At 37.4% G+C, this 3,542-nt stretch carries 5 protein-coding genes; 4 read left to right on the top strand and 1 reads right to left on the bottom strand.

Features of this window, described 5'->3' with window-relative positions; translation table 11 throughout:
• The 3 genes from AAC037_RS21845 to AAC037_RS21835 form a co-directional block, all read left to right on the top strand.
• Positions 1-262 (top strand): hypothetical protein (locus AAC037_RS21845; RefSeq protein ID WP_339905598.1); only part of this gene is annotated, 262 nt, incomplete at its 5' end.
• Positions 263-592: 330 nt separating this feature from the next.
• The gene (locus AAC037_RS21840) at positions 593-790 is read left to right on the top strand and encodes a hypothetical protein (protein WP_339905596.1); all 198 of its coding nucleotides are present in this window, start codon (positions 593-595) and stop codon (positions 788-790) included.
• A complete protein-coding gene (locus tag AAC037_RS21835; protein WP_339905594.1) occupies positions 781-1,077 on the top strand; it encodes a type II toxin-antitoxin system RelE/ParE family toxin in 297 nt (98 codons plus the stop codon). The genes AAC037_RS21840 and AAC037_RS21835 overlap by 10 nt, the downstream gene beginning before the upstream one ends.
• A gap of 321 nt (positions 1,078-1,398) precedes the next feature.
• Here the strand turns inward: AAC037_RS21835 and AAC037_RS21830 are convergent, their stop codons facing one another.
• The gene (locus AAC037_RS21830; protein WP_339905592.1) at positions 1,399-2,457 is read right to left on the bottom strand and encodes a two-component regulator propeller domain-containing protein; all 1,059 of its coding nucleotides are present in this window, start codon (positions 2,455-2,457) and stop codon (positions 1,399-1,401) included.
• Positions 2,458-2,582: 125 nt separating this feature from the next.
• On the opposite strand from AAC037_RS21830, the gene AAC037_RS21825 reads away from it, so the two are divergent.
• Positions 2,583-3,452, top strand: coding sequence for a winged helix-turn-helix domain-containing protein (locus AAC037_RS21825; RefSeq protein WP_339905591.1), 870 nt, complete (start codon positions 2,583-2,585; stop codon positions 3,450-3,452).
• The last annotated feature ends 90 nt before the right edge of the window (positions 3,453-3,542 follow it).

Below are 3,542 nucleotides of genomic sequence, written 5' to 3'. Positions count from 1 at the left end.
CCCATCCAAATCAACGACACTTTATTCAGTTACTCGGGCAGCATTTATTTGTAATGCATTCAAGGATAGACTATTTTTAGTTATGGGAGAGGCTTATCAAATAAGAGAACAGGAAACCTGTAGAGTACGGGAAAAGGTTGTAAGGGGAAATAAAATTCAAGAAATTGTTTTGTGGGGGTATTCCTCTACATTGGTTTATAAATACCTTAAAAGAATGGGTTTTTGCAGTCAGTACTTTGGACCATGGGTTTTGGGTGATTAATCTAACTAACCCAGGTTGGGATTTCTTTGGAAAAAGTTAAAATGATGAGAAAGTATAGAAAAGCCCTGAGCTAAATTCACCTAATTTACTGTTGAATACCTTCCTGGCAATGGTAGCGTTTCTTCACCATCCTTTTGAAAACGTTGATTAACCAGAGGGGCATCCATGGATTTGGTAGTTACAAGTATTTAACCCCAGCGGAAAAGTAACATCAGGCCAAAACCGAATGCCTCAAATAAACGATAGAAAGATATCATGCGTTTATTAGAGATTAAATTTAAAAATGATAAAAAATGTTATATTTACTATAGGTTATTAATTACCAGTACAATGAACATAGAGACAAGGAAATACAAAATCATACAAAAAGTAATGCAATCTTCTGATGAGAAATTATCAAAAATAGAAGAAATGCTAAAGGAAGAATCAGAGCTTGAAGCGAAGTTGGAAAAAGCTATGCAACAAGTTAGGGAAGGCAAGGTAAAGCCTCATAGTGAGGTGCGAAAAAGATATGAAAAATGGCTTTAGAAATAGTTTGGTCAGAAGAAGCCGAGAACCAGTTAGACGGAATTGTTGACTATCTGGAAGAAAATTGGACCGAAAAAGAAATAGAGAAATTCTTCAAGCGTTTAGAAGACGCACTAAAACAAATAAGTCAGCACCCTCAACGTTTTAAGAAATCTGAAAGAAAAGAAGGAGCAAGAAAGTTCCAATTAAGTCCTCAAAATACACTTTTTTATGGCTACAATACAGAAAGGTTAGAAGTATTGCTTTTGTGGCCAAATAAAGATGACCCAGCTAAACTTGATCAATAAACCGTTCCCAAACTCTCTACCCAAACCATAATAGCCAACCCGCCTACATGCTACCGGATTAAAAGTTGCGATTTTCATCACTATGAATCAAAAAGTCAGTCACTAAAACGGGCGCTTATTATTATAGTTTTATAGGTGTGTCAGTAAGTCCTTTCGGAATCAAAGACATACTGTATAAAAGATGGCCCTAGGTTTACCGCAATTGCTGAGTAGACGGATTTCCAATCACCACTTTGTTCTGTTTTGGTAATTTCATCTATCCTTCATTAGCCAATTGAAAAGGATAGAAGGGGGGTAAATTAAACACAGGTGGGATGCAGCCTATTTGCTTCTAAAATCGGTTATGGTTTTTCCATTGTATCGATATACTCCATCCGAACCGAACCAAATACTGCCATCCTTGGCTGCTAAAATCCCAAAAAGCAGCTTTCTATCTTTTGTATTTATTTCGGTTGCAGTAGGTTTTTTATTTAAAAAGGTCTGGGAATAATAAAGTGTAAGTACCCAGGATCCTTCGATAGTTTCAGAACTGGTCCAGATATTGCCATTTTTATCCTCGTGAATATACCCGACAAAATTCCTGCTGATATTGGTAAATTCACTCTCACCTGCGCTGAGGGAAGTCGAAGGGGTATGGCGCCACAGGCCATCCTTGCCACCCAGCCAAATATTTCCTTTTTTATCTTTAATGATAGTACGGACATTGGTAAACGCCTTGCCTTTATGCTTAATAATAGTGAATGCTTTTCCATCATATAGATAGGTGTTGCCCCTCGTAGCAATCCAATAATTGCCCGATTTGTCCTCTACGATGAAATTGACTTCATTAGGGGGACGAGTAAAATCCGGAACAGTCTTTCCGGTCTTATCTTCAACTATAGTATCTTCGGCCAATATAAAATTCTGAAATGTTTTTCCATCGTACCGGCTTATTCCCCCATTTGTGCCCAACCAAATTTTACCGGCCTTGTCCTCATAAATACTGGTAATCTCATTATTTGGAAGCCCTTCCTTGGTGGTGAAATGTTGAAAGGCTTTTCCATCAAAATAATAAACACCTGAGCCAATACTTCCAAACCACATATTGCCTTTGCTGTCTTCCAAAATAGAAAAGAAGCGGGCTGAACTTACATCCTTTGTTACATTGGTAAAAGATTTTCCATCATATCGAAACACTCCTTCCCAGGTAGCCATCAAGATGTTGCCATCACCATCCTGCACCAAATTACGTACAATTGAATTAGGCGCTTTGGAAGTGTTAAACTCATTGGTTAGGGAATTGGATTGGTCTTTTGAAAAGTCAGATTTGACTTGATCTTTACATGAAGTGATACAAACAAATAGCATTAGCCAGGAAAATAATCTTATGTGTTTTTTCATTTTTTATTTGTTAAGCATGTCCAAACCTAAAGCTATCTAAAGTCAATAGGGTAAATGGAATGTAAAAAGAATGTAAATCAAGGTAAAATTGAAATTTGACCTGTATTAAACCTTATATTTGAGCAATGAAAAAACTGATACAACCTGCCGGAATCGGAATAATTACCATGCTTTTTACGATGGTACTCCTGTGGCCATGGAAGTCAGACGATTTTGCAGAAAACAGGGAAATCAGGTTGAGGAATGTGGGGCACCAAATCTTGCTTGCCTCAGGTGATAGCACTTCAAGGGTTTTGCCAATCAAGAAAATAAGCGAGAATGAATTCATTCTCGTATTTGAAAACCCTTTCCAATTTGACCCGGACAGTTTAGTTAAAGTCATTCATAAGAGTTTGGGGGAGGGCTTAATAAACAAAGAAGCTGAAGACAAGTATCAGGTGAATGTGATGGAATGCAAGGCCAATCAGATTGTTTACAGTTATCAAATGTCCAATCACAAAGACAAAACGCTCATTCCCTGTCAGGGACGCGTGCAGCCAAAAGATTGCTATAGCATCAAAATCCGGTTTGAACAAAACGCAATAAGGGCATCCAACTTTTCAGTACCGATCATCTTTGGGGTTTTGACTTTTGGATTTTTATTTCTTTTCTATAAAAAGTCAACCAAGGCAAATGGGAATAAAAACAAGGACAATAGTCAATTCGTGGAAATTGGAAAGTTTGAACTGTATACCGGTAAACAGCTTTTGAAGATCGAAAATGAAGAAATCCAACTTTCCCAAAAAGAAAATAAGTTGCTGACGCTTTTTGCTTCCCACCAAAACGAGATGCTTGAGAGAGATCACCTACTCAAAGAAATTTGGGAAGATGAAGGGGTCTTTGTGGGCAGAAGCCTGGACATGTTTGTCTCCAAACTCAGAAAAAAGCTAATTCAAGATCCGAATATTCAAATTAAAAATATTCGAGGTAAGGGGTATGAACTTCAGGTAAAATAAAAAACGGCCGAAACATAATGATAAGACAAGTAGGCTAGGGCTTCTTGCTGATTTATTAATTACTTGATAACCAGCGGAATAATTAACAAA

Source organism: uncultured Cyclobacterium sp. (genome assembly GCF_963976465.1).
Taxonomy (GTDB): domain Bacteria; phylum Bacteroidota; class Bacteroidia; order Cytophagales; family Cyclobacteriaceae; genus Cyclobacterium.
This window is presented reverse-complemented; position numbering and strand designations above follow the sequence as displayed.

Bases quoted from the DNA above. Each gene is read 5' to 3' on its own strand.
- AAC037_RS21835 (WP_339905594.1), top strand. From the start codon at position 781: ATGGCTTTAGAAATAGTTTGGTCAGAAGAAGCCGAGAACCAGTTAGAC.
- AAC037_RS21840 (WP_339905596.1), top strand. From the start codon at position 593: ATGAACATAGAGACAAGGAAATACAAAATCATACAAAAAGTAATGCAA.
- AAC037_RS21830 (WP_339905592.1), bottom strand. From the start codon at position 2,457: ATGAAAAAACACATAAGATTATTTTCCTGGCTAATGCTATTTGTTTGT.
- AAC037_RS21825 (WP_339905591.1), top strand. From the start codon at position 2,583: ATGAAAAAACTGATACAACCTGCCGGAATCGGAATAATTACCATGCTT.